General features: G+C 70.8%; 22 protein-coding genes. 10 read left to right on the forward strand and 12 right to left on the reverse strand.

Annotated elements, in window-relative coordinates; all coding sequences use genetic code 11:
* Positions 1-37: 37 nt before the first annotated feature.
* Positions 38-1,246 (forward strand): hypothetical protein, encoded by a 1,209-nt coding sequence (locus ABH935_RS25765; RefSeq protein WP_370380494.1) that lies wholly within the window; start codon positions 38-40, stop codon positions 1,244-1,246.
* 82 nt (positions 1,247-1,328) lie between these two features.
* On the opposite strand, the gene ABH935_RS25770 is transcribed toward ABH935_RS25765, so the two are convergent.
* From ABH935_RS25770 to rsmI, 10 genes are all read right to left on the reverse strand, one after another.
* Positions 1,329-3,278, reverse strand: a complete 1,950-nt coding sequence (locus ABH935_RS25770; RefSeq protein ID WP_370380495.1) for an alkaline phosphatase family protein — start codon at positions 3,276-3,278, stop codon at positions 1,329-1,331.
* Positions 3,279-3,422: 144 nt separating this feature from the next.
* On the reverse strand, positions 3,423-3,713 hold the full coding sequence (locus ABH935_RS25775; RefSeq protein WP_370352787.1) for a YiaA/YiaB family inner membrane protein: 291 nt from the start codon (positions 3,711-3,713) through the stop codon (positions 3,423-3,425).
* A gap of 59 nt (positions 3,714-3,772) precedes the next feature.
* A complete protein-coding gene (locus ABH935_RS25780; protein WP_370380496.1) occupies positions 3,773-6,280 on the reverse strand; it encodes a protein kinase in 2,508 nt (835 codons plus the stop codon).
* A gap of 75 nt (positions 6,281-6,355) precedes the next feature.
* Positions 6,356-7,309: a 4-(cytidine 5'-diphospho)-2-C-methyl-D-erythritol kinase gene (locus ABH935_RS25785; RefSeq protein ID WP_370380497.1), complete on the reverse strand. Its 954-nt coding sequence runs from the start codon at positions 7,307-7,309 to the stop codon at positions 6,356-6,358.
* A complete protein-coding gene (gene rsmA, locus ABH935_RS25790; protein WP_370380498.1) occupies positions 7,306-8,268 on the reverse strand; it encodes a 16S rRNA (adenine(1518)-N(6)/adenine(1519)-N(6))-dimethyltransferase RsmA in 963 nt (320 codons plus the stop codon). The genes ABH935_RS25785 and rsmA overlap by 4 nt, the downstream gene beginning before the upstream one ends.
* Positions 8,269-8,396: 128 nt before the next feature.
* Positions 8,397-9,527, reverse strand: a complete 1,131-nt coding sequence (locus ABH935_RS25795; RefSeq protein WP_370380499.1) for a ubiquitin-like domain-containing protein — start codon at positions 9,525-9,527, stop codon at positions 8,397-8,399.
* Between the two features lie 205 nt (positions 9,528-9,732).
* Positions 9,733-10,578 carry a TatD family hydrolase gene (locus ABH935_RS25800; RefSeq protein WP_370380530.1) on the reverse strand — a complete coding sequence of 282 codons (846 nt, stop codon included), beginning with the start codon at positions 10,576-10,578 and terminating at the stop codon, positions 9,733-9,735.
* A gap of 202 nt (positions 10,579-10,780) precedes the next feature.
* The gene (gene metG / locus ABH935_RS25805; protein WP_370380500.1) at positions 10,781-12,598 is read right to left on the reverse strand and encodes a methionine--tRNA ligase; all 1,818 of its coding nucleotides are present in this window, start codon (positions 12,596-12,598) and stop codon (positions 10,781-10,783) included.
* A 91-nt stretch (positions 12,599-12,689) separates the two neighbouring features.
* Positions 12,690-12,866 carry a type II toxin-antitoxin system Phd/YefM family antitoxin gene (locus tag ABH935_RS25810; RefSeq protein ID WP_370380501.1) on the reverse strand — a complete coding sequence of 59 codons (177 nt, stop codon included), beginning with the start codon at positions 12,864-12,866 and terminating at the stop codon, positions 12,690-12,692.
* A 46-nt stretch (positions 12,867-12,912) separates the two neighbouring features.
* Complete coding sequence (gene rsmI / locus ABH935_RS25815) at positions 12,913-13,800, reverse strand: 16S rRNA (cytidine(1402)-2'-O)-methyltransferase (RefSeq protein ID WP_370380502.1); 888 nt, start codon at positions 13,798-13,800, stop codon at positions 12,913-12,915.
* A 68-nt stretch (positions 13,801-13,868) separates the two neighbouring features.
* Here rsmI and ABH935_RS25820 point away from each other — a divergent pair, with 68 nt between their 5' ends.
* The 8 genes from ABH935_RS25820 to ABH935_RS25855 all read left to right on the forward strand — a co-directional run bounded on the left by ABH935_RS25820 (position 13,869) and on the right by ABH935_RS25855 (position 22,045).
* Complete coding sequence (locus ABH935_RS25820) at positions 13,869-15,587, forward strand: dolichyl-phosphate-mannose--protein mannosyltransferase (RefSeq protein WP_370380503.1); 1,719 nt, start codon at positions 13,869-13,871, stop codon at positions 15,585-15,587.
* Positions 15,588-15,639: 52 nt separating this feature from the next.
* Positions 15,640-16,440: an alpha/beta fold hydrolase gene (locus ABH935_RS25825; protein ID WP_370380504.1), complete on the forward strand. Its 801-nt coding sequence runs from the start codon at positions 15,640-15,642 to the stop codon at positions 16,438-16,440.
* Positions 16,441-16,514: 74 nt separating this feature from the next.
* Positions 16,515-17,465 (forward strand): TNT domain-containing protein, encoded by a 951-nt coding sequence (locus tag ABH935_RS25830; RefSeq protein ID WP_370380505.1) that lies wholly within the window; start codon positions 16,515-16,517, stop codon positions 17,463-17,465.
* Positions 17,466-17,606: 141 nt separating this feature from the next.
* Positions 17,607-18,551: a M48 family metalloprotease gene (locus ABH935_RS25835; RefSeq protein ID WP_370380506.1), complete on the forward strand. Its 945-nt coding sequence runs from the start codon at positions 17,607-17,609 to the stop codon at positions 18,549-18,551.
* Between the two features lie 291 nt (positions 18,552-18,842).
* Positions 18,843-19,226, forward strand: coding sequence for a group 1 truncated hemoglobin (locus tag ABH935_RS25840; protein WP_370380507.1), 384 nt, complete (start codon positions 18,843-18,845; stop codon positions 19,224-19,226).
* A 5-nt stretch (positions 19,227-19,231) separates the two neighbouring features.
* On the forward strand, positions 19,232-20,347 hold the full coding sequence (locus ABH935_RS25845; protein ID WP_370380531.1) for a globin domain-containing protein: 1,116 nt from the start codon (positions 19,232-19,234) through the stop codon (positions 20,345-20,347).
* A complete protein-coding gene (locus ABH935_RS25850) occupies positions 20,344-21,111 on the forward strand; it encodes a hypothetical protein (protein ID WP_370380508.1) in 768 nt (255 codons plus the stop codon). Before ABH935_RS25845 ends, ABH935_RS25850 begins: the two co-directional genes overlap by 4 nt.
* A 127-nt stretch (positions 21,112-21,238) precedes the next feature.
* Entirely contained in the window at positions 21,239-22,045 is an 807-nt protein-coding gene (locus tag ABH935_RS25855; protein ID WP_370380509.1) for an NAD(P)-dependent oxidoreductase, read from the forward strand.
* Positions 22,046-22,147: 102 nt separating this feature from the next.
* Here ABH935_RS25855 and ABH935_RS25860 read toward each other — a convergent pair whose 3' ends face one another.
* Positions 22,148-23,032, reverse strand: a complete 885-nt coding sequence (locus ABH935_RS25860; RefSeq protein ID WP_370380510.1) for a class I SAM-dependent methyltransferase — start codon at positions 23,030-23,032, stop codon at positions 22,148-22,150.
* 17 nt (positions 23,033-23,049) lie between these two features.
* On the opposite strand from ABH935_RS25860, the gene ABH935_RS25865 reads away from it, so the two are divergent.
* Complete coding sequence (locus tag ABH935_RS25865; protein WP_370380511.1) at positions 23,050-23,871, forward strand: TrmH family RNA methyltransferase; 822 nt, start codon at positions 23,050-23,052, stop codon at positions 23,869-23,871.
* On the opposite strand, the gene ABH935_RS25870 is transcribed toward ABH935_RS25865, so the two are convergent.
* Positions 23,872-24,243 carry an ADP-ribosylation/crystallin J1 gene (locus ABH935_RS25870; RefSeq protein WP_370380532.1) on the reverse strand — a complete coding sequence of 124 codons (372 nt, stop codon included), beginning with the start codon at positions 24,241-24,243 and terminating at the stop codon, positions 23,872-23,874. It lies immediately after the preceding gene.
* Between the last annotated feature and the right edge of the window lie 355 nt (positions 24,244-24,598).

The following is a 24,598-nucleotide window of genomic DNA, read 5'->3' on the forward strand; positions in this document are numbered from 1 at the left end:
CGGTATCCCGAGGTGCGGCGCGGCGCGGTGGTTCGCGATGCCCGGGGAGGCCGGTGTGGCGGGGTGGGAGGTGCTGCGGGACGCGGTCCTGGTGCAGGTCCCGACCGCCTGGCTGGCGTCGGTGCCGCCGGGCGCGCTGGACGGCCTGGTGCTCGCCGGGCCCTCGCCGATCGCCGATCTGCACCGGCGCAGGCTTGCCGGGGACCGGGTGCTGCTGGTCGATCGCGAGCGCTACCGGCGGGTGGAGGCGACGGCTGAAGCGCCGTTCAGCCACGGCGCCGATCGGCTGGCGCGGTATGCGCGGCTGGACTCCGGGACGCCGCCGGGCAGCGTCGATGGCGATGCCGACGCCGATACCGATACCAATGCCGTCACCGGTGCCAGCGCCGGTGCCGATGCCGGTCCGCCGAGCCTCGACACCGCCGACCCACTGGACCTCGACCTCGCGGCCCAAGCGCACGCCTCCGCCGTGCTCACCCCGACCGGCCTGATCGCCGCCGGCGACGTCGAGACCCTGCGCGCCGCCCTCGACGCCTTCGAACGGCGCCGCGACGAGCGCAGCGTCCTGACCCTGCCGTTGGGAGCCGGCTGGCTGCGCCCGGAATGGCGCCCGATGCTCATCAAGCTCCTGATCACCGCCGAGGGGCCGAAAGCGTTGGCGCTCCAGGAATCGGGCGATCCCTTCGGCCGGGCGCGCTCGGTGCCGCTGCTCGCCGATCTGGCCCGGACCGTGCCGGACCTGGGGATCATCCGCACCGATCTGGCCGGAGTCGGCGCAGTGGCGCTGGGTGCGGCGTTCACCGCGATCGGCCTGACGGCGAACCACCGGCACATCCCCTCGCCGGGCGGTCCGCCGCGGGCCACGGGGCGGCTGGAGGAGCCGGGCGTCCCGGTGCTCGTGCCGGCGTTCCTGAGCTTCCACGGCGGCCGGAGGCTGGCGGTGCGGCTGGATCCGGACAGCGAGGCGGCGCGCTGCCCTTGTTACGCCTGCCGTCCCGGCCTGCCGCTGACCCGCTTCGTCGGGGCCGAGGCCGGGCAGGCGACCGCGCACAATCTGGCGGTGCTCGAAATGCTCGTCGAGGAACTGGCGATGCGGCCGGTGGGCGGCGCGCGGATCCGGTGGTGGCTCGGAAGGTGCGCGGAAGCCTATGCGCAGCTTCAGGAATTCAACGGCGGCGAGGTGTCAGGGCGCCGTTTGGAGGAGCCCGCACAGCTCAGGCAATGGGCTGAGTTGCGGCCGGTATGAGACGAGTCGGCGGCGGCGAACCGAGGCCCGCCGCCGCCTTTGGATCTGTAACGCTTCCGGTCCTACTTGTCCCGCTGGAGCGTTAGTTCACGTTCAGCGCGTTGTCGTCGTTGACGAACGAGGTCTGCCCGTTGCCCGTCTCGGTGCCGGTGAACTTCAGCGTGATGCTCTGCCCGATGTACGGGCTCAGGCTGTACGAGAACTGCGAGTAGCCGTTGTTGGCGTCCAGGTTCGAGAACGTGTGCAGCGTGCTCAGCACCGTGCCGGAGGAGTTCAGCACCTGGACCGCCAGCTTGTCCTGCGCCGCGCCGGAGCTGTTGGCCGTGTCGATGTGGAGCCAGAAGGAGAAGGTCGCGGTCTTGCAGGTCGCGGGGATCGATGCCTTCTGCGCCAGGGTGTCGGTGTGCCGGCTGCCGTAGCCGTCGAGCCAGGCGTCGTAGTTGCCCGAGTGCGAGGGCTCCGAGCCCAGGTCGCTGTTGATGACGCCGGCGGTCGCGGTCCACGGGGACGCCGAGCCGGTCTCGAAGCCGGGGTTGCCCAGCAGCTGCGCCGCGGTGCAGCCGCCGCCGGACGAGGCCACGGTCCACGTGAACTGCGCGCTGCCCGAGGCAGTGCCCGAGGACGCGGTGACGGTCACGTTCGAGGTGCCGGCGGTCGTCGGAGTACCGGTGATGGCACCCGAGGAGCTGATCGACAGACCGGCCGGAAGACCCGTCGCCGAGAACGTCAGCGCCTTACCCGCCGAATCCGACGCCGAGACCTGCAACGTCGAAATCGTGGTGCCGACGGTACCCGACTGGGAACCCGGGTTGGTCACCGAAACAGTCTCGGTCGGCTGCGAGCTCACGGTCCACGTGAACTGCGCGCTCCCCGAAGCGGTACCGGACGACGCCGTGACCGTCACGTTCGACGTGCCAGCCGTCGTCGGAGTACCGGTGATGGCACCGGAGGAGCTGATCGACAGACCGGCCGGAAGACCCGTCGCCGAATACGTCAGCGCCTTACCGGCCGAATCCGAGGCCGAGACCTGCAATGTCGAAATCGCAGTGCCGACCGTGCCCGACTGGGAACCCGGGTTGGTCACCGAAACAGTCTCGGTCGGGGTCGTGCTGAACACGTCGGTGATCGGCGTGGCCGACGAGGCGTTCCCGGCGTACGGCAGGCCGTACATGTCCTCGATCGTCCGCAGCACGTTGTAGTGGTTGATCGTCTCGCTGTACTGGCCGGGCTTCACGCCCGCGCCGTAGAAGATCGTCGGGATCTGGTTGGACTGCGAGGAGTCGTCCTCGTCCCAGGTGACGATCAGCAGGCTGTTGTGCGTCTTGGCCCACTGCGCGTACGCGTCGAGGTTGTTGTGCAGGAACGTGTCGCCCTGCGCGATGGTGCCGTCGTGCATGTCGTCCTGGAGGTTCGGGACCACCCAGGACACCGTCGGCAGCGAGGCGAAGTTCGCCGAGGACGGGAAGTTCGTGAAGGGCTGGTTCGAGCTCGACGGGATGTGGTTGGCCGAGGTGCTCGGGGCCTCCTGGAAGTTCACCCAGGGGTTGTGCTTGCTCGCGTAGTTGCCCGAGGTGCAGGCCGTCGAACCGGTCGAGGGCAGGCCCTCGGAGTAGCTGTCCCAGGTGTCCCCGGCGGCCAGCAGCTGAGCGCCCTCGTTCGGCTTGTCGATCGCCACCGGGCACTGGTCCCCGGTGATGCCCTGGTTCGTGCCGGAGAACAGGTCCAGGTAGTTCGGCTCGGAGGGGTGCTCGATCGCGAAGGACTGGGTGAACAGCGCGCCGCCGGCGGCCAGGGTGTTGTTGATGTACGGAGCGTCGGCGGTGTCGCCGATGATCTCGCCGTACGAGTGGTTCTCCTCCATCACGAGGACGACGTGGTCGTACTTCGGGACGCCGCCCGCGGCGTGGGTCGGTTGGGCCGCCACCGCCAGACCGGCCACCGTGAGCGCGGCGCCGGCCGCGGTGGCGGCCGCCCGGCGCAGGGTGCTGTGACTCGTGATTCTGCTCAGGGGATGATGGTGCTTGCCGGACACGTGATCTCCTCCTAGGCACACAGACTGCGCGGCACCCCGGGTCGGAGTGCCGCGCTGTTATCAATAGTCTGCGATCATGAAGTGGAGAAGTCCCGGCAATGAATCCTTTGCCGGATTCTTGCCTTTCCGGACAGTTACGGGCAGTTACGGCACGTCCACCCGGTACGGGTCGTGCTCGCTGAGCAGCTTGTCCAGCCGCGCCTTGTCCACCCGGCCGACGATCTGTTCCTCCTCCTGCTTGTCCCGCACCACTTTCGCCAGGGTGATCGCCGACGTGATCGTGTACAGCAGGCCCAGGCCCAGGAACGCCCGCTCCCAGGCGTTGACCGGGAGGTAGGCGATGCCGACGACGGTCGCGCCGGCGGACACGATGAACGAGGCGACCGCCTGGAAGTAGTACGCGGCCGTGTTCCGGTTTGCCAGTGGCGTACTCATGCTTCGATGATGCGCCGAACCGCGTCACCGATCGTGAGTACGGCTACTCATTCACGTGCTCATTGGTTCCGGCGGAACCCGAGTACCGCGCCGCTGGCGGTCAGGATGTAGACCGCGCCGCCGGAGGGGTCCGGCACCAGCAGGTCCGCGCTGTTGGCGTTCGGGCCCTCGGGCATCGGGTAGTTGTGCAACACCGAACCGTCGGCGGCGTTCAGCACCGCCATCGCCAACGCGGTCTGGTCGGTCGGGGTGTGCACCTCGACCCAGATCTTGTCCCCGACCACGGCGGGGACGTTGGCGACGCCGTTGAACGTCCTCGGGTTCGGCCACACCTGGGCGCCGGCCTTCTCCTTGCTGCTCACCTGCAGCGCGTACATGCTGTTCGAATCGGTCGCGAAGGCGGTGTCGCCGGACTCCAGCACCTGGCCGGTGAAGCGCTTGTCGCTGGTCGGCGGGGTCTTCCCCACCGCGGGGAAGGTCCACATCCACTTCCCGCTCGTGTCGTAGGTGTGGACCGAGCCGCTGTGCATGTCGGTGAGGTAGACGTGCTGGGCCGTGCCGGTCACGGTCGGGGCGACGGTCCCGGCGCCGTTGTCGGTGTAGGCCTGGAACGGGACGTGCCAGACCTCCTTGCCCTTCTGCACGTCCATGGCCCGCAGGATCCGCAGCGAGTTCTGGTCGCAGAGCGTGACGTAGATGAGGTTCCCGGCCTTCGGCACCGTCAGCGCGACGCTGGTCTGGTCCAGGGCCAGCCCGGTCGGCGGCGACGCCACCGTCTGCAGGTCGCTGGCCTTCATGCTCCAGAGCGTCGCGCGGTTCGTCACGTCGAAACCGGCCAGGCAGGGCGGGAAGCTGGGGTCGAAGCTCGCGGCACCGACGACCAGGACGCCGTTGACCAGTCCCAGCACGCCGCACTGCGGCATGTTGTTGGTGGACGTCGTGGCCTGCAGGCCGGTCTTGGCGTTCCAGGCCGCCGAGCCGTCCTTCAGGTTCCACGCGTACACGGTGCCGTCGCCGTAGGTGTAGATGTAGTTGTCGTCGGCGGCGATGCTCGCCCCACCGACGTTGCCGACGGCCGGGATCGACACCGGCGCGAACGCCTTGGCACCGGTGGTGGTGTCGATGGCGATCAGGTCCTGCGGCGAGTTCGGGTTGACGCTCGTGGCCGTGTAGATGCTGATCAGCTTGCCGCCCCGCACGACCGCTCCCCCGGCGGCGCCTCCCAGGTCGACCGGAGTGCTCCAGTCCTCGCTCCACTTGCCGAGGGTGTGCGACGGGGTCGGGGTGGGGGACGGGGACGACGACGCGCCCGTCGTCGGACCGGTCGAGGGGGAAGAAGTCGTGGCGTCCTTCGACGGCGTTCCGGTCGGATACGTGGCCCCGGCGTTCTGCGCGGTCGACTTCTTATCGGCGCTGCGCGTCGCGGCGTACCAGGCGCCGCCGCCGGAGGCGGCCACCGCCACGGCGCCGGCGATCCCCGCCAGTACCCTGCGCCGGCCCGGGTTCGGCCGGTCGGGATCGGCCGCCGAAGGCGCGGCCGTCGTCCCGATCGCGCTGCCGCCGCCGGTGCTGCTCACGTCGCCGAGCCCGGCGGAGGTGGCGTCGGGGTTGACCGGAGCCGGCGTGGGCACCGGATCGTCGCCGACCCCGGCGTGCGTCGGCGTGGCCTCTTCGGCCCCGGCGACCGGCGCGGCGGAGTACTGGCGCATATCGCGGTGCACGGCCTCGGGCAGCCAGTCGTCGGCCCCCAGGGCTCCGGCCTCCTCCGGCGGCAGCAGGGCGTCGAGCAGCTGGTCGGTGGTCGGCCGGTTGGCCGGGTCCTTCTCCAGGCACGCCGCGACCACCGGCCGCAGCGGTATCGGCACGCCGGTGAGGTCCGGGGACTCGTGCACCACGAGGTACAGCTGGACGTGGTCCGGCCCGTCGCCGAACGGCGGCACGCCGGTGGTCGCGTAGACCAGGACGCCGCCGAGCGCGAAGACGTCGGAGGCGGGCATCAGCTGCGGATCGGCGCGGCACTGCTCGGGGCTGGAGTACCGGGGCGAGCCGACGACGATGCCGGTCGTGGTCAGCGAGCTGCCACCCTCGGAGGCGCTGATGCCGAAGTCGATGACGCGGGGCCCGTCGGGGCCGCAGATGACGTTCGAGGGCTTCAGGTCGCGGTGGATCAGTCCCGCGCTGTGGATCGCGCCCAGCGCCTCGGCGATCCCGGCGCCCAGGATCCGCACCGAGCGCTCGGGCAGCGGTCCGTGGTCGTGCACGGCGCGCTGGAGCGAGGGGCCGGGTATGTAGGCGGTGGCGAGCCAGGGCTCGGCGTCGTCGGGGCCGGCGTCCAGCAGCGGGGCGGTGTACAGCCCGTCCACGGTCCGCGCGGCCTGCACCTCACGCCGGAAGCGGATGCGGAAGCGCTCGTCCTCGGCGTACTCGGCGCGGATCACCTTCACCGCCACCGGCCGGCCGCCGCGCGACCGGGCCAGGTACACCCGTCCCATGCCGCCCGCGCCGATCCGCGCCAGCGGTGTGTACGGCCCGACGCGAGCCGGGTCTTCGGGCTTGAGCGCTTCCATGGGGTCCCCCTTCTGAGGGGAAATCGTAACGGTCGACCATCGGGTTGGGTGGCAGTGCCGGGGCGTTCGCCGTCCTCACAGCACGTGGGCACCCGCGGCCGGGCCCAGCGCCCGCCGTACCGCGCGCACCGAAGGCGCGGTCTCCAGCGCCGCCGCGACCCTGGCCGCGGCGACCGCGTCCGCGGCGAGGAACGCGCAGGTCGGGCCGGATCCGGAGAGCAGGGTACCGATCGCCCCGGCGTCCTGTCCGGCCTGCAGAGTCGCGCGCAGGTCGGGGCGCAGGGAGGTGGCCGGCCGGGTCAGGTCGTTGCGCAGAGCCGCGCCGAGCAGCGTTGAGTCTCCGGCCCGCAGCGCGCGCAGCAGCTCCTCGTCCACCCCCGGCGCGGCCGCGTGCTCCCCGGCCTGCTCGCGCAGCCGGTCCAGCTCCCGGAAGACCGCCGGGGTGGACAACCCCTCGTGAGCAAAGGCGAACACCCAGTGGAACTCGCCGCGGGCCAGCACCGGGGTGATCTGCTCACCTCGGCCGGTGCCCATGGCGGTACCGCCGTGGAGCGCGAAGGGGACGTCGCTGCCGAGCTGCGCGGCGAGCGCGTGCAGGTCGTCCCGGGACAGGCCGGTGCCCCACAGCGCGTCACAGGCCACCAGCGCGCCCGCGGCGTCGGCCGAGCCGCCGGCCATCCCGCCGGCGACCGGGATGCCCTTGGTGATGTGCAGCCGCACAGCCGGGCTGCGGCCCGCGGTCCGCGCCAGGAGCTCGGCGGCGCGCCAGGCCAGGTTGGTGTCGTCCAGCGGCACGTCGACCTGCCCCTCGCCCTCGCAGGTGAGCGCGAGGGCGTCGGCGGTGCTGGCGGTGACCTCGTCGAACAGGCCGACGGCGTGGAAGACGGTCGCCAGGTCGTGATAGCCGTCGGGGCGCAGCGGGCCGACCGAGAGCGCCAGGTTGACCTTCGCCGGCACCCGGACGGTGACCGACTCGGTGGCGCCGGGATGCGGAGTGTCGTCGTCGGGGGTGAAGGCGGCGGCGGTCACGAGGCTTCCCCGGAACCATCGGCCCCCCGCTGAGGGGGCGGGGGAGGTCTGTGCTCCGCCAGACGCGCGAACTCCTCGACGGTCAGCGTCTCGCCGCGCGCGCCGGGGTCGATGCCGGCGGCGGTCAGCGCCCCCTCGGCGGCGGCCGGGGAGCCGGCCCAGCCACTCAGGGCCGAACGCAGGGTCTTGCGGCGTTGTGCGAAGGCGGCGTCCACAGCAGTGAAGACGTCACGGCGGTCGGCGACGGTTGTGGGCGGGACCGCACGCCGGTCCAGGCGCACCAGCCCGGAGTCGACGTTCGGCGCCGGCCAGAAGACGCTGCGGCCGATCGAGCCGGCCCGCTTCACGTCCGCGTACCAGCGGGCCTTGACCGACGGCACGCCGTAGACCCGGCCCCCGGGTTCGGCGGCCAGCCGGTCGGCGACCTCGGACTGGACCATGATCAGGGTGCGTTCGATGCTCGGGAAGCGCTCCAGCATGTGCAGCAGCACCGGGACCGCGACGTTGTAGGGCAGGTTCGCGACCAGCGCGGTCGGCGGCGGGCCGGGCAGCTCGGCGATCCGCAGCGCGTCGGCGTGCACGAGTTCGAACTCCACGTCCCCGGCGGCGATGCCCGGCGCGAACTCGGCCAGGGTGTCCGGCAGCGCGGCGGCCAGGGTCGGATCGATCTCGACGGCGACCACCCGGCGGGCCACGTCCAGCAGGCCCAGCGTCAGCGAGCCCAGCCCGGGGCCGACCTCGACCACCACGTCGTCTGCGGTGACGTCGCCGGCCCGCACGATCCGCCGGATGGTGTTCGGGTCGATGACGAAGTTCTGCCCCAGCTTCTTGGTCGGCGAGACGCCGAGCTTGTCGGCGAGCCGGCGGACCTCGGCGGGGCCCAGCAGGCGGGCCGGCAGCCGGGCCGGCAGCTGGTCGGCGGCGGCCGGTGGTGGCGGGGAGTGCGGAGTTTCGGACATCGCGAGCCATCGTATGCCGCGGCGGCGCGCCGGCCGTCCACTTCCACTCGGCCGGAACAGCGGTGCGGCGCGGCACCCCGGCTCTGGCCGGGTGCCGCGCCGCAGCACGAAGCTTTGTCAGTCCTGCGTCACTTGAACAGGTTGTGCCCGCACACCGGCCACTGGCCCGCGCCGGACTGCACGTACAGCAGCTTCGCGCGATAAGTCTGCTCGGCCGGCGTAGCGTTCGACGGCAGCCCGGAACCGCCCATCGCGGCCCAGGTCGACACCGAGAACTGGTAGAGCCCGAAGTACAGCCCGCCGCCGCCGACCGACTTGGGGTTGCCGCCGGACTCGCATTGCGCGACGCCGGCCCAGTTCAGGCCGTCGGCGCCGGCCACAGTGGTCGGGACGGCCTTGGTGCCAACCTTCACCACGGCGTTCACCGGCTGCTTGGTGATCGTCTTGCTGACGATCTTCGGCGCCTGCTTCACGCCGTTGATCGTCAGGTACGCGTACACCACCTGCTGCACGCCCGGGACGCCCTCGGTGATCGTGGTCCGCGACCCCACGTACGAGCTCGGATCCGACTGCTCGGTCGTGGAGAAGTCGATCGGGACCTGCTTGGTCTCCTGCGTCCCGGTGACGCGCTCGACGGTGATGTTCTCGCCGTCGGTGGGGAAGGAGGCCGGGTCCGGATTCGCGGTGTCCTGGCCGGACAGCGTCACGTTGGCCTGGGCCAGCGCCTGCGCCACGGTCTGCGCGGTGGTGTCCACGGGGATCGAGCGTCCGTCGACGAGTATGTTGACGTGCCGCTCGGTCCGGACCTGGAAGGCCAGGCCCTGGCGGCCGATCGCCTGGTCGCGGTTGACCGACAGGTACGGGTTCGCGCCGCCGCGCACCCCCGCGTCGCTGAGCGCCTCGGCGACGGTGGTCGCGGTGGACCAGATCTGCTGGTCCTTGCCGTCCACGGTGACGTCGAGCTGGCGGCCGTAGCGGACCGAGATCTGCTCGCCGTCCACCAAGGTGTCGCCGGGGGCGGGGGCCACCTGGTCGTGGGCGTCGGTGACGATGCCCTGCGCCTTGAGGACGTCGGCGACCTTGCCGTCGAACGTGTGGATGGTGCGTTCCTGGCCGTCCACGGTCAAATGGACGGTCTTCTCGAAGCCGACGTAAGCGCCGGCAGAGCCGACGAGCCCCAGCAGGACCGTGCCTTGTACGGCGCGGACCTTGACCTTGGAACCCTCGCTGTGCCGACTAGCGGAACGTCTACTGCTCACGCTGATCCAGACCTCGCCGTGTCCGGCTACGACGCCCCGGGCTCCTTCGAAGACCCGTTCTTCACATCGCGTCGATCCGGCTGCCGAGGCGACACTAGCGGCAACCCCGCCGCGCCGCCAGCAGACGTCCGGTCGATGTCCTGCGACATCCCTTTCAGTCCAAGTCGACTGTCGGTCGACTGATATGACTACCTATGCCCCGGCGCTATGCCGGGACCTTGAAGGCATCCCGCAGGTTGCTGTCGAGGGCCTGACAGAGTTCAGCCAAAGCGGTGTCACTGTCCATGCCTCGCAATGCGGCCATCGCACGGACTGTGTAAGGAACCAGGTAGGGCGCGTTCGGCCGTCCTCTATAAGGAAGCGGTGTGAGGAACGGCGCATCGGTCTCGACCAGGATCCGGTCGAGCGGCGCCACCTGGAATGCCTCCTGCAATGCCTGGTTCGCCTTGTAGGTGAGGTTCCCCGCGAAGGACATGTAGTAGCCCCGCTCGCCGCAGACGCGGGCCATCTCGGCGTCACCCGAATAGCAGTGGAAGACCACTGTTTCGGGGGAACCCTCTTCAACAAGGATGCGCAGGACGTCCTCGTGCGCATCGCGGTCGTGGATCACCAGGGCTTTGCCATGGCGCTTCGCGATCGCGATGTGGGCCCGGAAGGAGTCCTGCTGCGCCTGGACGCCTTCGGGACCGGTGCGGAAGTAGTCCAGGCCGGTCTCGCCGATGCCGAGCACGTGCTCGTCGGCGGCCAGCTTGTCGATCTCGGCCAGGGCGGCCTCCAGGGCCGCCGCGCCGCCGGGCGCGCGGTCCTGGCCGGACCAGCCGTCGGGGTCGCCGAGGACGAGGCGCGGGGCCTCGTTCGGGTGCAGGGCGACGGCGGCGTGCACACGCTCGAAGGCGGCGGCCAGCTCGACGGCGGTCTGCGACGAGGGGACGTCGGCGCCGACCTGGACCAGGGTGCGGACGTTCACGGCGTCGGCGGCCGCGATGATGTCCGCGGCCGCCGGCTCCTGCATGTCCAGGTGCGTGTGGCTGTCGCCGACCGGGGCCGGCAGGGGCTCCGGCGCCGGGGGCGGGGTCTCGTCCCGCTCCCGGGACTTCCGCTTGCGCTTGCGCTTCGTCTCGCCGGGTTCTGTCGCGGCGCTGTTCGCTTCGGGCTGACCTGCCTCGCCGTGCTCTGTCACGCGCCTACTCTGTCACGCGGCCGGTCCCTGCGGCGCCTCGCCGTCGGGCCCTAAGCCGCCCCGCCGTCGGGCCCTAAGCCGCCTCGCCGCCGAGCCGCGCCAGCTCCTCGTCGACGATCGACGGGTCCAGCTTCTTGAAGATCGGCGTCGGCGGCTCCAGCTTGCGCCCGACCTCGATCGGCGTGGACTCCCAGCGGGCCAGCGCCTGGTCGTAGTCGCCGGTGAGCACCGGGTACCCCGGTCCGCCGTCCAGGTCCTCGACCTCGCGCAGCTCCGGCATCGCCGACCAGGTGCCCTCGCCGCCGAGCAGGTGGAAGACCTTCTCGGAGGAGAACGGCAGGAACGGCGTCAGCAGGGTCTTGGCGTCGTCGACGACCTGCAGGGTGACGTGCAGGACGGTGGCCATGCGCTCGGGGTCGGTCTTGGCCAGCTTCCACGGCTCGTGGTCCGAGACGTACTTGTTGGCCTCGGCCACCACCCGCATCGCCTCGGCCAGCGCGGCCTTGAAGCGGCAGCGGTCCAGCAGGTCGCCGACCGCCGCGAAGGCCCCGCGCGAGGCCGCCAGCAGCGCCTCGTCCTCGGGCGTGAGGTCCTTGGCGGCCGGGATCTCGCCGAGGTTCTTGGCCGCCATCGACACGGCCCGGTTGACCAGGTTGCCCCAGCCGGCCACCAGCTCGTCGTTGTTGCGGCGCAGGAACTCGCTCCAGGTGAAGTCCGTGTCCTGGGTCTCCGGGCCGGCCGCGGTGATGTAGTAGCGCAGCGCGTCGGCGTCGTAGCGGGACAGGAAGTCGCGGACGTAGATGACCACGGCGCGGCTGGAGGAGAACTTGCGGCCCTCCATGGTCAGGAACTCCGAGCTCACCACTTCGTGCGGCAGGGCGAGCGCGCCGAGGCTGCCCGGCTCGCCGTTCTTGTCGCCCCTGCCGTCGTAGCCGAGCAGCATCGCCGGCCAGATCTCGGAGTGGAAGACGATGTTGTCCTTGCCCATGAAGTAGTAGGCGGCGGGCGCCTCGCCGTCCGGGCCGACCTGCCAGAAGGCGCGCCAGGCGTCCGGGTCGCCGCTGCGCCGGGCCCACTCGACGCTGGCGCTCAGGTAGCCGACGACCGCGTCGAACCAGACGTACAACTTCTTGTCGGGGCGGTCGACCCAGCCCTCCAGCGGGACCGGGACGCCCCAGTCCAGGTCGCGGGAGATGGCGCGGGGCTGCAGGTCGTCCAGCAGGTTCAGGGAGAACTTCAGGACGTTGGGACGCCAGGTCTTCTGCTCCTGCAGCCAGGACCCGAGGACGCTCGCGAAGGCGGGCAGGTCCAGGAAGAACTGCTCGGTCTCGATGAACTTCGGCGTCTCGCCGTTGATCCGCGAGCGCGGGTTGATCAGCTTCTCCGGGTCCAGCTGGTTGCCGCAGTTGTCGCACTGGTCGCCGCGCGCGCCGTCGTAGCCGCAGATGTAGCAGGTGCCCTCGATGTAGCGGTCGGGCAACGTCCGGCCGGTCGAGGGGCTGATGGCGCCGAGCGTGGTCTTGGGGAAGATGTAGCCGTTGTCGTACAGGCCCTTGAAGATCTCCTGCACGACCGCGTAGTGGTTGCGCGTGGTGGTGCGGGTGAACAGGTCGTAGGCCAGGCCGAGCGACCGCAGATCCTCGGCGATGACGCGGTTGTACCGGTCGGCCAGCTCGCGGGCGGTGACACCCTCCTTGTCGGCCTGGACCAGGATCGGCGTCCCGTGCTCGTCGGTCCCGCTGACCATCAGCACCCGGTTGCCCGCCATCCGCTGGTAGCGGCTGAAGACGTCCGAGGGGACGCCGAAGCCGGAGACGTGGCCGATGTGGCGGGGCCCGTTGGCGTAGGGCCACGCCACGGCGGTGAGGATGGTGCGCTGGGTGGACGGCATGAGGCCTAGGGTATCTGCCGCGGCGGGCTCACCTGGTGCGGTTGCGATGGGGTCCAGATACTGGACGTGGAGGGGTGGGCCGGCCGAGTAGTCAGCCCTCCGTGCCGTAAGGCGCCGAGGCGAGTTCGGCGAGCATGGCTTCATACTCGTCAAGCGCCAAGATCACGACGGGCCCGCGTCCGGAGCGGGTGACGATCACCGGCTCGCGATCAGCCACTACCCGCTCGAACGTCTCGGTCAGATGAGCTCTCGCATCGGAGCTTGACATGGCACGCATACTCGCATGTAACCTTCCGCGTCGCTTCGGTGACAAATTATGCACCGTCAGCTTCCTCAGCCGACTCCTTCGCCGCCACCACCGCGTCGAAGACCTCCCGCTTCGGCAGCCCGACCTCGGCGGCGACCTCCGCGATCGCCTCCTTCCGCCGCAGCCCGCCGTCTTCCTCCTTCGCGAACACCAGCTCGGCGAGCTCCGCCGTGCTCAGCTCGCGGCCCGCGCCGGGGGTCGCGCCGCCGACCACCACGGTGATCTCGCCGCGGATCTCGCCTTCGTCGGCCCACTTCGCCAACTCGGCGAGGGGGCCGCGCTTGATCTCCTCGTAGGTCTTCGTCAGTTCGCGGCAGACTGCCGCCGGGCGTTCGTCGCCGAAGGCCGCCGCCATGTCCGCGAGGGAGGCGGCGAGGCGGTGCGGCGCCTCGAAGAAGACCATCGTGCGCGGTTCGGCTGAAAGTTCCGCCAGGCGGGAGGTGCGGCCGCCGCCTTTGCGCGGGAGGAAGCCCTCGAAGCAGAAGCGGTCCACCGGCAGGCCCGAGACGGCCAGGGCGGTCAGGACCGCGGAGGGCCCCGGGACCGCCGTCACCCGGACTCCGGCCTCGACCGCGGCGGCGACCAGGCGGTAGCCGGGGTCGGAGACCGAGGGCATGCCGGCGTCCGTCACCACCACCACGCGGGCGCCGGCGAGCAGGTCGCGGACCAGGTCGGGGGTGCGGGCGGTCTCGTTCGCCTCGAAGTAGGAGACCAGGCGGCCCTTCGGCGTGATGTCCAGCACGCGGAGCAGGCGCTTGAGCCGGCGGGTGTCCTCGGTGGCGATGACGTCCGCCGACGCCAGCTCCTCGGCCAGCCTCGGCGGCGCATCCTCATCCCGGCCGATCGGGGTGCCGGCGAGGACGAGGAGGCCGGGGGCCGGTTCTGTTCCAGTCACGTGACCATCCTCGCCCAAAAACGGTGATCCCCTGTCCGAACGGCCGGACGACTCCCTACGATGACCGGGTGACGAGCCTCGCCCCGACCCGTTCCTCGCTGCCGGATGACGACAGCGAGGAGGACTACGGCGGCCGCCGTCGCGGCCGCAGCGGTTCGCACCGCGAGCGCGGGCGCGTCTGGTGGCGCCCGAACCTGCGCCCGCGCGACGACGAGCAGGGCGAGCTGACGCTGCGCGAGCGCCTGGTCCCCTCCTTCGCGCAGGAGCCGCGGTGGATCACGTGGGGCTTCCCGATCCTGATCATGCTCGTCGGCGGCTTCATGCGGTTCTGGCACCTGGGGCTGCCCAAGTGGGTCATCTTCGACGAGACCTACTACGCCAAGGACGCCTGGGCCACCATCCACTTCGGGCACGAGATCGGCTGGCACGACGACCCCCCGGTCGGCATGGCCAAGGACGACGCGGCCATCATCGCCAACCCGCACATCTGGCGGACGCTGATCGCCAACCACCAGGGCAACGCCGTGCACCCGCCGGTCGGCAAGTGGATGATCGGCGCCGGCGAGTGGCTGTTCGGCTTCACCCCGTTCGGGTGGCGCTTCATCCCGGCGGTCTGCGGCACACTGGCGATCCTGATGACCGCGCGCATCGCCCGGCGCATGTTCCGCTCCACGCTCATCGGCTGCCTGGCCGGTCTGCTCCTGGCAGCGGACGGCCTGGAATTCGTGATGAGCCGCACCGCACTGCTCGACATCTTCGTCATGTTCTGGACGCTGGCCGCCTTCGGCTGTCTGCTCGTCGACCGCGACAAGATGCGCTCCAGACTCGTCGACTGGCGCGAGAGTTATCCGTCGACACCGCTGCCGGACGACATCCAGGCCCCCAAGCTGGGCTGGCGTCCCTGGCGCATCGCCGGGGCGATCTGTCTGGGCCTGGACATGGGAACCAAGTGGAGCGGGATCGCGATGATCTTCGTCTTCCTGGTGATGTCGCTGCTGTGGGACCACGCGGCCCTGCGCGCCGTCGGCATCCGCCGGCACTGGATCGGGTTCTTCCGCCGGGACACGTGGCAGGGCATCTCGATGGGCCTGCTGTCGCTGGCCACCTACACCGCCACGTGGACCGGCTGGTTCGTCACCAAGGACGGCAACTACCGGCAGTGGGCGGCGCAGAACAACGCGATCCACTTCCCGGTGCTCTCGGCACTGCGCAGCTGGTGGCAGTATCACTGGGAGACGGTGATCTTCCACACCCATCTGGACTCGCCGCACGCGTACATGTCGAACCCGTGGAGCTGGCTGATCATGGGCCGCCCCACCGACTACTACTACTGCAACCCGGGCGCCACCGGCTGTCCGCCCCTGGCAGCCAACCAGCACCAGCAGGTCCTGGCCCTGGGCACCCCGCCGCTGTGGTGGTTCGCGACGATCGCTCTGATCTGGTGCTGCTGGCGCTGGCTCTTCCGCCGCGACTGGCGCGCCGGAGCGATTCTCGGCGGGATGCTCGCGGCCTGGGGTTTCTGGCTGAACTACCAGCACCGCACGATCTTCACCTTCTACGCGGTCGCCTTCGTGCCCTTCATGTGCTTCGCGGCGGCGTACCTCCTGGGCGTGATCGTCGGCCGCGCCGACGCGCTCCAGTACCGAAGGGTCTGGGGCGCGGTCGTGGCCGGGGCGATCACCGTCTACATCCTGGTGATGTTCATCTACTTCTATCCGATCCTCTCGGCGCAGACGATCACCTACAACCAGTGGCTGGACCGCATGTGGTGGCCGAGCTGGATCTAAGACCGCTGTGCCGCCTTTCGCAGCGCCCGACCAGGAGCTACCGTCCAGTAACATGGAACTCTCCTACGCGCGCCGAGGCTCAGGCGAGCCGCTGGTCCTGATTCACGGCATCGGCCACCGCTGGCAGGCCTGGGAGCCGGTCCTGGACCGGCTCGCCGAGCACCACGACGTGATCGCGATCGACATCCCCGGCTTCGGCAAGTCCGCGCCGCTCAAGCTGGCCCCGGGCCAGCGCCCCACGATCGGGCTGACGATGGAGCGCATCGCCGAGTCCTTCCCCAGCTTCGGCATCGAGCGGCCGCACGTCGCCGGCAACTCGCTCGGCGGCGCACTGGCGCTGGAGCTGGCCCGCGGCGAGCAGGCCGCCTCGGTCACCGCGCTCTCCCCGGCCGGGTTCTGGCACACGCGCTGGGAACCCGCGTGGGCGTTGGGGAATCTGAGCGTGACGCGCGCCGCGGCCTTCGCCCCGAAGCCGGTACTGCGTTATGTCGCCGACCACGAAACGGCCCGGGTCCTCGCCTTCGGCATGATCTTCGGCAAGCCGCGCCGGCTGGATCCGACGTTGGCTCTGGAGGACACCATCGCGCTGCGCGAGGGCCGCTCGTTCCGGCCACTCGCCATGGCGTCCAGGGGCTACCGCTACACCGGTGAGAGCGACGTCCCGACCACGGTGGCCTGGGGCACGAAGGACCGGATCCTGCTGCGCCGGCAGTTCGCACAGGCCAAGCGGGTGCTGCCGAAGGCCCGGTTCGAGGACCTGCCGGGCTGCGGCCACGTACCGATGAACGACGACCCGGACCTCGTCAGCCGGCTGATCCTGGAGACCACGGGCGCCATTCCCGCCCAAAGGTGACCGGTCGTCCAAAGACCCGACTTGTAGACTCGCGGGAAGGGAGTCATTGCCACCAGGGGGACGGACCGCAGCTGATGACCGAGAACTGGCAGCAGGAACCGGCACCGCGGCTGTCCACCCCGCGTGATCGCGGTGAATCGGGGCCGGGTTCGATCCCGGCGCCCTACACAGGGCAGTCTCAGCCCTATATTGCACAGCCTTATATAGCGCAGCCCTACACCCAGCAGCCCTATACGCAGCAGTCCTATACGCAGCAGCCGTATATCGACACCACCGACGACACCATCGACGTGATGTCGACGATCATGGTCGCGGTCGGCACCGTCCAGCGCCGTGCGGCACGCCCTCCGGAGATCGGCACCGTCGAGGAAGCCGAGCGCATCCTCGGCTACGCCGTCGATTCGCTCGACGCGGACTCCGACCTCTACTCCTTCGGCACGGTGACCGACGGCACCGTCTGCCTCGTCCCCGACGACGGCCGCTGGGCCGTCTTCCTCGCCGACGGCGGCCAGCGCCGCTACGCGGGCGTCTTCGACGACCCCGTCCAGGCCGCCGTCCACTTCGCCGGCGTCCTGCTCCTCGCCGCCGCGGAACGCGGAGCCCTCCCCAAGCACGCCGGACCGTCGGCCCTCCCCGGCCGCACCAGCGACCCCCTGGCCGAAATGCTCGCCGGCCCTCCGATCACCCCGCTGGCCGGCGATCCGCCGACCTCCCTCTACACCGACCAGCGCCTCACGATCCTGACCCCGGGCACCGAGGTGGACCGCTTCGGCGACCAGATGGGCAACACCGTCTACGCGGCCCGCACCAGGTACCAGCACCGGTCTCTGCCTCCGGACTACATAGAGCGGCCGTACCGGGTCTATCGAGTGCGCGATCCTCTGCGCGCTCTCACCGGTACCGCGATCCCGTGGTTCGGACAGCCTGGAGGCGGTATGGCGTACCTGTTGCCGCGCCCTATAAGAGACCTCCTGCATGAGGGCGCTCTAGTGGAAATCCCCTCCGCTACCCTCGCCCCGTCCTGAGGTTCGCCTTGAGGTTCGCCCCGGTGATTCGCTCTGAGATTCGTTGTAAGGCTGTAAGCGTTTCTCGACAGCGCGTCGGGAACGCGCGACACTGGTCACGCGTTCCCAGTTAAAAGACGTAATACGTGTCGAGGTGACGCTGTGTCCTCTTCGCTCTCCGATCGTCGTACCGCCGCCAGGTTCCGGTCCGACCGCAACCTCAGCGCGCGGATGCTGTCGGTGATGGTCCTGCTGGCAGCCGTCTATGGCGCGGCCATCTTCCTGATGATCCGGTTCCTGGGCCGCGCCTGGCCGCTCGGACTCGCCGTGGTCGTCGCCTTCGCCACGTTCCAGGTGCTCACCTCCGGCAAGCTCGCGCTGCGCACCATGGGCGCCCGCGTCGTGACCGCCGAGGAGGAGCCGGAGCTGCACGCTCTGGTCGACCGCCTCTGCGCGCTGGCCGGCATGAAGAAGCCGGCCATCGCGGTCGCCGAGTCCCGGGTCCCGAACGCCTGCGCGGTCGGCCGTTCCAAGGGCGACTCGACGCTGTGCGTGACCCGCGGGCTGTTGGACGCGCTGGACCCGCCGGAGCTCGAAGGCGTCATCGCCCACGAGCTGTCGCACGTCCAGCACGGCGACGCCGCGGTGATGACCGTCGCCGCGTTCGTCGGCGTCCTGGCCGGCCTGGTCGCCCGCGTCGGCCTGCGCTTCATCTACATCGGCGGCCGGGCCCGCGGCCTGTGGCACATCATCGTCGCGGCCATCGGCCTGATCGCCCTGGCCGCCGCCACCTGGTTCGTCTCGCTGGTCCTGACGCGCTCGCTGTCCCGCTACCGCGAGTTCGCCGCCGACCGCTCCGCCGCGCAGCTCACCGGCAATCCCTCGGCCCTGGCCTCGGCGCTGACGAAGGTCGAGGCGAAGGTGCGCGGAGGCGGCGGCATCCCGCAGACCGACCTGCGCAAGGCCGCCGCCCTGAACGCCTTCTACTTCGCCCCGGTCACCTCCGCCAAGACCACGGCGCACCACCTGCTGTCGACGCACCCGACGACGCAGGCCCGGCTGGACCGGTTGGTGAGAATGTCGACGGAGATGTCAAAGAACGGATAAAGATTCACTTCTCGGCCTGTGACGGCCGGGTCACGCCTCGCGGCGGACCCGGCCGTCGGCGTCTCAGCTGCTTGCGACGCGTACGCGGCTCGCATGAGGCCCGTATGCAGCGCCGGAGGCCGGTCGTCGCAGGGCGCTCATACGCTCACCGGCTGTCCATTCCACAGCCTGCAAGGTCACAGACTGATCAAATACGAATGTTCGAGTCCTTTGATAAATGCCTGCTATGCTTCGCGAGTTTTCCGAGCAGCACCATCCCCTGACTTTGCAGGCATCGGAAGGATCAGAAGCATGGGCGAGAGCCAGATCCAGTCCCAGTGGGAGCGTGTCGGCGGGGAGGCGGCCGTCAAGGCCGTCCTGGACCGCTTCTACGAGGGCGTGCTGGAGGAGCCGCAGCTCGCCGGCTTCTTCGAGAACGTCGTGGTGGACGACATCAAGCCGCACCTGGCGGAGGTCCTCAAGGTCGTGCTCGGCGGCCCCGGCGCGCGCACCGACCTCGACCTGGCCGAGTACCTCACCGAGGCGCACGCCGACCTGGGTGTCTCAGAGTCCGACTACTCACTGACCGGCCAGGTGCTGATGGACACGCTGAAGGAGTTCGACGTCCCGGCCGACATCGTCGAGACCATAGCCGGGGCGCTGGCCACCGTGCAGCCCTTCGTGGTTGCCGTGTAGTCGTGATGGATCCGCACCTCCTGCGCACCTCCTGGGCGAAGGTCGCCCAGCACGGGGAGCAGGTGCCCTTGTTCTTCTACGGCCACCTGTTCCTCAGCCATCCCGAGGTGCGATCGATGTTCCCGCCGTCGATGGCGGCACAGCGCGACCGACTGGTCGCCGCCCTCGGAGCCGTCGTGGCCAACGTTGACAACCTCGACGCGGCCGTGCCGTTCCTGCAGGGCCTGGGCCGGGACCACCGCAAGTTCGCGGTGGAGCCCGGCCACTACCCGGCCGTCGGGGCAAGCCTGCTGGCCACCCTGGAGCAGTTCCTGGGCCCGGACTGGACGCCCGCCGTCGCCGAGTCCTGGACCGAGGCCTACGGCATCGTCGCGAAGGTGATGACCGACGCCGCCGCGGAGGCCGCGCAGAGCTCCCCGCCGTGGTGGGAGGCCGAGGTCGTGGCGCACGAGATCCTCGGCGGCCGGCGCGACATCGCGCGAGTCACCATCGCCACCCGCCTGCCGTACCCCTACGTCGCCGGGCAGTCCATGACGCTGGAGACGGCGGTGGCCCCGGCACGCTGGCGCTTCTACACCCCGGCCAACCCGCCGCGCCAGGACGGCCTGATCGAACTGCACATCAAGCTGATCGGCACGGTGTCCTGGCAGCTGGTCAACGTCATGGGCGTCGGCGACCGGCTGCGCCTGGGCCCGCCGGTGGGCCACCAGCTCACCCTGGCCTCCACCGCCCCGGGCACCGACCTGCTGATGATCGCCGGCAGCACCGGGGTCGCTCCGCTGCGCGCGATCATCGAGGACCTGGCCCGCACCCCCGACCACGGGCGCCGCGTCACCCTCTTCTACGGCGCCCGCATCGCCAGCGACCTGTACGACCTGCCCCGCCTGGAACAGCTCGCCGCGCGCCACGCCTGGCTCACCGTGACCCCGGTGGTCTCCGACGACCACGCCTGGGAGGGCCGGCACGGCCTGGTCGCGGATGCCGCGGCGGCCTACGGCAACTGGCCGGGCCACGAGGTCTTCATCGTCGGTTCGCCCGGCATGTGCGAACACGCCGCGGCCCGCTTGAAGGAAGCGGGAGTGATCCCGGGGGCCATCCACCTGGAGGAGAGTCAGCCGTGAGCTTCAGCGAGTACGACGGCACACCCGGCGACACCGGAGCCCGGCGTCCGGAACGGCTCAGCGCCGAGCAGATCGACGCCTGGGAGTTCGCCCGGGCCGGCCTGGCGCACCGCGGCTACGACGAGGAGGGCGTGCTCCGCTTCAAGCGGCGTGTGCTCGCCGAGCTGCAGGCCGCCGCGCAGATCGAGTCCGAGCTGCGGCAGCGCAACGACGAGCTGACCAACCAGCTGCGCACCTCCTACGCCGGCAACGACCCGGCCAACGGCGGGGCCGCGGCGGCGCCCTCGGCCCCCTCGGCCTTCGCCCCGGAGCAGCGGGTCACCGCCGCCGCGGTGAACGCGATCGCGATGGCGCAGCGCCAGGCCGAGGAGCAGATCCGGGCCGCCGAGGAGTACGTCCGCAACGTCACGGAGTACGCCCGCAACCAGTACGCGGTCACGGTGAACGAGGGACACCGGCAGGGACTGCTCGCTGCGGAGTCGGCGTTCCAGCGGCGCAGCGAACAGCTGTCCTCCAGCCTGAAGTCGCTGGAGCAGCAGCTGGAGTTCCTCAAGGCGTTCGGCGTCGCCTTCGGCGTGCAGGTCGAGGGTGCGCTGGAGAAGGCCCGCGAGGAAGTACACGGGATGATCAAGAACATCCACCAGGCCTTCGACGCGTTGAACCGGAACCCGCCGCAGAGCGCGGGTGCCCCGCAAGGCGGCATGCCCGGCATGGCGGGCGTCGGCGGTCCGTACTACGGATCCGCGCTGCCGGGCGCCGTCTGACATCGGGCAGCGCGGGTCAGTGCGGGTCCGCGCGGGTCCGGACCACGGCTCCGCGCTGCCGGGTGCCCCCGACACTGGGCATCGCACGACCAGGCACGATCCCCCGGCCCTGCCTAGGCTGGGACCCATGACGACAAGGGTTGCCTTCCTGGGGCTCGGGGCCATGGGCGCCCCGATGGCGGCGCGGCTGGTCCGCGCCGGATACGACGTGGCGGTGTGGAACCGGACCGCCGCTCGGGCCGAGCCGGCGGTCGCGCTCGGAGCGAGCGCCGCCGCCACCCCGGCCGAGGCGGTGGCCGGCGCGGAGTTCGTGGTGACGATGCTGGCCGATCCGGAGGCCGTGGCCACGGTGGTCGCGTCCTTCGCCGGTTCGCTGCGGCCGGACGCGGTGCTGGTCGAGATGTCCACGGCCGGACCGGAGAGCACCGGCCTGGTCAGAGAACTGATCCCGGACTCGGTCGGCATGGTCGACGCCCCGGTGATGGGCAGCGTGGACCGCGCCGAGGCCGGCACGCTGGCGGTGCTGGCCGGCGGCACGCCGGAGGACCTGGCCCGGGCGGCCGAGCTGCTGAAGGTGTTCGGCACCGTCACCGAATGCGGCGGGCCCGGGACCGGCGCGGCCCGCAAGCTGGTGCTGATCAGCGGGATCGTCGCCGGGGTGACGGTGGTCGGCGAGGCGCTGGCGCTGGCCGAGCGGCTGGGGGTGCCCGACCCGCGCGCGGTGCTGGAGGCCAGTCCGCTGGGCGGGCTGGTGGCCCGGGCCTTCGCCACCGGCGTCGACTTCTCCGCCGAGATGGCCGCGAAGGACCTGCGGCTGGCCGGGGAACTGCTGGACCTGCCGGTGATGACGGCCGCGCGGCGGGTGCTGGAATCCGCGCCGGACCAGAACGCCGACCTCGGCGAGGCGGTGCGGGCGCTCAACGAGAAGCGCTGAGCCGGCTCGATCTGTCCATGACCTGTCCATGAGCACGGAGTCGAGCCGCCCCGAAACAGCGGCCCGGCTCCGTGCGCTCAGGGTGCGCCGTGTTTCCTGTGCTCACTTGTCCTCGGCCACGGTCCCGACCGCGAGCAACGCCCGGTACGGCAGCCGCATGACGCCGTCCGCGTCGGTCATCTCGGCTGCGATCCTCAGGTAGCTCTCGCGGAACGCGGTGCGGACCTCAGGGGTCTGCGCCTGGTAGGTGCGACCGGACGGCCCGACGCCGGACCCCACCGAGATCCACCACTCCTCCGCCGTCGTCAGCTGCTCCCAGTCCAGGACGCTGGTGGTGACGTCCTCCAGACCCGCCTCGCGGAACAGCCCGGCGAGCCCTTCCTCGGTCCGCGGGTAGTCGTCGGCGAGGACCAGCGGCGGCATCTGCCGCGGGATCCAGCCCTCGGTCTCCGCTCCGGCCCGGAAGAAGACGCTGCGCCCGGCCGAGCGCTCCGCGGGCCACAACGTGAACGCCACACGCCCGCCGGGCTTGGCGATGTTCCGCAGCGCCCGCATCGCGACCTTCGGCCGCCCGAAGTGGTCGAGCACGAAGTTGCCGACCACGGCGTCGAACGTCGCCGGCTCGAACGGCAGGTCCGGCACCACCGCCAGCAGGAACTCCGCCTCCGGCGCCTTCCCGCGCGCCAGGTCGAGCATCGAGGGCTCGGCGTCGACGGCGGTCACCGCCGCGCCGCGGGCGACGGCGGCCCGGGCGACGGTGCCGGTCCCGGTGCCGACGTCCAGCACGGCGCTGCCGGAGGCGACCGCGGCGCCGTCGAGCAGAGCGGGAATCGTGTTCGCGCACAGGGAGGCGTAGACGGCTTCGTAGCCGGCGCCGGAGTCGGCCCACAGCACGCGCTCAGCCTCGTCGAAGGTCGGAGCGGTCGCAGAGGGTGGAGATGTCGGGGATGGTGTCGCGGACGTCGAGGGATCTTCGGACTTGGACACGCCGGTAGCCTAGCGGGATGCGCGCACACCAACGGGTGGCTTCCCGCAACGCCAGGTTCCAGCAATGGCAAACCCTGCTCACCAACCGCCAGAAGCGCCAGCGCGCGGGCCGCTTCCTCGTGCAGGGCGTCCGCCCCCTCACGCTGGCCGCCGACCAGGGCTGGCGCATCGAGGAACTGCTGGTCGACGACGACCGCCGGCTGTCCCGCTGGGCCGAGGAGTTCATCGCCGCCGGCGCCACCGCCGACGCCGAGCTGATCGCGCTCCCCGCCGACATGCTGGCCGAACTCGGCGAGAAGGACCAGGAGGCGGCGCCGGAACTGCTGGCCGTGGTGGCCATGCCCCCGGACGACCTGACCCGCGTCCCGATCACCGCGGACTTCCTCGGCGTCGTCTTCGACCGCCCCACCAACCCTGGGAACCTCGGCACCCTGATCCGCTCCGCGGACGCCTTCGGCGCCGGCGGCGTCATCGTCACCGGCCACGCCGCCGACGTCTACGACCCGCGCACCGTGCGCGCCAGCACCGGATCGCTGTTCGGCGTGCCGACGGTGCGCGCGGAGTCGCATCGCGACGTGCTGGACTGGCTGAGCGGAACCGGCGTCACCGTCGTCGGCACCGACGAGAACGGGGACACGGACATCGAGGACTACGACTTCTGCGCACCGACGCTGATCGTGGTCGGCAACGAGACGGTCGGGATGACCACCGGATGGCGCGAGGCGTGCGACCGTGTGCTGAGCATCCCCATGCGCGGAACGGCGAGTTCGCTGAACGCGGCCAACGCCGCCACGGTGGTTCTGTACGAAGCGGCGCGGCAGCGGCGGTCGGCGAAGTAGCTACACCGAGAACTCCTCGACGACCTCGATCTTTCCGACGATCGCGGCGTTGAACGCGTCGAGCTCCTCGGCGGGAACCCATAGTTCGAGGTGGTCCGGGCCGCCGGCGGTCTGCGTCGCGTATCGCCGCGCGGTCGGCGTCGCGACGTGGAAGCGGGTGACATAGCCGGAACCGGAGGCCGCGACGTTCCAACCCCGCGCGATGGTCGCGGCGTACTGCGCGTTCAGTACGGGGTAGAAGATCGGCTGGTCGGGAAGCCGCGGCGGCCACGCTTGGAAACCGCCGGCACGCACCTTCTCCAGTTCGTTGGGACCGGTCGGCCGCCACAACGTCGTCGTGCCGTCGGCGTTCTCCTGGCGTCCGCGTCGGATCTCGGCGAGCAGCGCGGCGACGTACCGGTCCCCGACGTCCTCACCATCCGCGACGAAGTCCGCCTCGGCGACGTAGGCCACGACAGCATCCCCGCCGCTGAGCAACCGCAGTGCCGCGATGTTCGGGTGCGGGATGTCGGTGCACGCCTCGCCCGGTTCGGCCATGGCGATCGCCTCCGCGATCGCCGCGGCCGTCAGCGGATACGACCTGCTCCCGTTCCGGTACCCCACCACGGTGGCCACCGCCACAGCCGGCAGGTAGCCGCCGCGCACGTTCGCGCGCACCACGGCACCGTCCGGCGTCAGCAGCCCCCACGCCACCGGCTGCTCCCAGCCGAGGCGTTCCTCCATCGCG

This window comes from Catenulispora sp. GAS73 (genome assembly GCF_041262085.1).
Lineage (GTDB): Bacteria > Actinomycetota > Actinomycetes > Streptomycetales > Catenulisporaceae > Catenulispora.